Genomic DNA, 1761 nt, shown 5'->3' on the forward strand with positions numbered 1-1761 from the left:
GGCGTCGCCTGGACGTGCGCACCCACAAGGGCCGACGGACGTCGCCCTTCTCCGCCGAGGCGCTGCGCGGGCTGCCCACCCTGCTCGACGAGGTGCCGGTGGATGCCTGGCGCTGCTACGGCTGGGCCGGGTTCGAGCTCGCCGCGGCCCGGGACGGGTTGGTCGAACTGCTCGACGACGAACCGTTCCTGCACCTGATGATCCCCCGCGTCGAGGTGCGCTTCCACGCCAATGGCACGCTGCTGCGGGCGCTCGACGTGGCCGACCTGGACGCGGTCCAGGCCGATCTGGAGAAAACCCCGCCGGTGCGCCCGCCCGGCCAGCCGACCCCGGTGGACGACTGGGACGCCGAGGGCTACCTGTACGCGGTGGGCCGGGCGATGCGCACGATCCGCTCCGGCCGGTTGCAGAAGGTGATCCTGTCCCGCACCGTGCCGGTCGCCTTCCCGGTCGACTTGCCGGCGACGTACCGGCTGGGCCGCCAGGCGAACACGCCCGCCCGCTCGTACCTGCTGCGCCTCGGTGGCCTGGCGGCCACCGGTTTCAGTCCCGAGACCGTGGTCGAGGTGGCCAAGGGCTGGGTGACCACGCAGCCGGTCGCCGGGACCCGGGCCCGCACCGGCCGTGAGGACATCGACGAACCGCTACGCCGGGAGCTGCTCACCGACCCCAAGGAGGTCTACGAGCACGCGATCTCGGTGAAGGTGGCGGTGGACGAGTTGGCCGAGCTGTGCCCCGGGGCACCAGTGGAGGTCCCCGAGTTCATGGCCGTGCGCGAGCGCGGGTCGGTGCAGCACCTCGCCTCCACCGTCCGCAGCCCGCTGGCGGCGACCAGCCACGCCTGGGACGCGTTCAGCGCGCTGTTTCCCGCTGTCACCACCTCCGGTGTGCCGAAGCGGGCCGCGTACGAGGTCATCCACGAGTTGGAGCCGTCGGCTCGCGGCCTGTACGGCGGCGCGGTGCTCACCTACGACTCCGACGGCGCGATGGACGCGGCAGTGGCGCTGCGGACGGTCTACCAGCGCGACGGGCGGACCTGGTTGCAGGTGGGCGCCGGCATCGTCGGCACCTCGCTGCCGGAGCGGGAGCTGACCGAGACCCGCGAGAAATTGGCCACCATCGCCCGGTACCTGGTGGCCGAGCGACCCGACCACGCCGCCGGCGAGCGCCGGGGGCAACCTTCGACCGCGACCCGAGAGATGGGGCAGCCATGCAGCCGTTCCGTGTAGCCATTCCCGAGGCGGACCTCGACGACCTGCGGCGCCGCCTCGCCGCCACCCGCTGGCCCGACGAACTGCCTGGCGTGGGCTGGGAGCGGGGCGTCCCGCTCGGCTACCTTCGGGAGCTGGCCGAATACTGGCGCACCGAGTACGACTGGCGGGCCGCCGAGGCGCGGCTCAACCGGTATCCGCAGTTCCGCACCGACCTCGACGGCGCGCCCGTGCACTTCCTGCACGTGCGCTCCCCGGAACCGGAGGCGATGCCGTTGCTGATCACGCACGGGTGGCCGGGATCGGTGGCGGAGTTCCTGGACGTGATCGGTCCGTTGTCCGACCCGGCGGCGCACGGCGGCGACCCCCGCGACGCGTTCCACCTGGTGATCCCCTCGCTGCCCGGCTACGGCTTCTCCCGGCCGCTGCCCGGGCCCGGCTGGGACGTGCCGCGCATCGCGCGCGCCTGGGGGGAACTGATGTCCCGGCTCGGCTACGAGCGGTTCGCCGCCCCGGGCGGCGACGCCGGCGCGGTGTTCTCCCAGGCGCA

2 protein-coding genes are annotated in these 1761 nt (G+C 73.5%); both read left to right on the forward strand.

What is annotated here, in order from left to right; translation table 11 throughout:
- A partial coding sequence (locus AB0B91_RS65675) for a salicylate synthase (RefSeq protein WP_358343148.1) occupies positions 1-1229 on the forward strand: 1229 nt, incomplete at its 5' end.
- On the forward strand, positions 1211-1761 hold a 551-nt coding region (locus tag AB0B91_RS65680; protein ID WP_358343150.1), incomplete at its 3' end, for an epoxide hydrolase. The genes AB0B91_RS65675 and AB0B91_RS65680, both read left to right, overlap by 19 nt.

Origin of the sequence: Nonomuraea sp. NPDC049141 (genome assembly GCF_040648415.1) — a bacterium.
In the GTDB taxonomy this organism is placed as follows: Bacteria; Actinomycetota; Actinomycetes; order Streptosporangiales; family Streptosporangiaceae; genus Nonomuraea.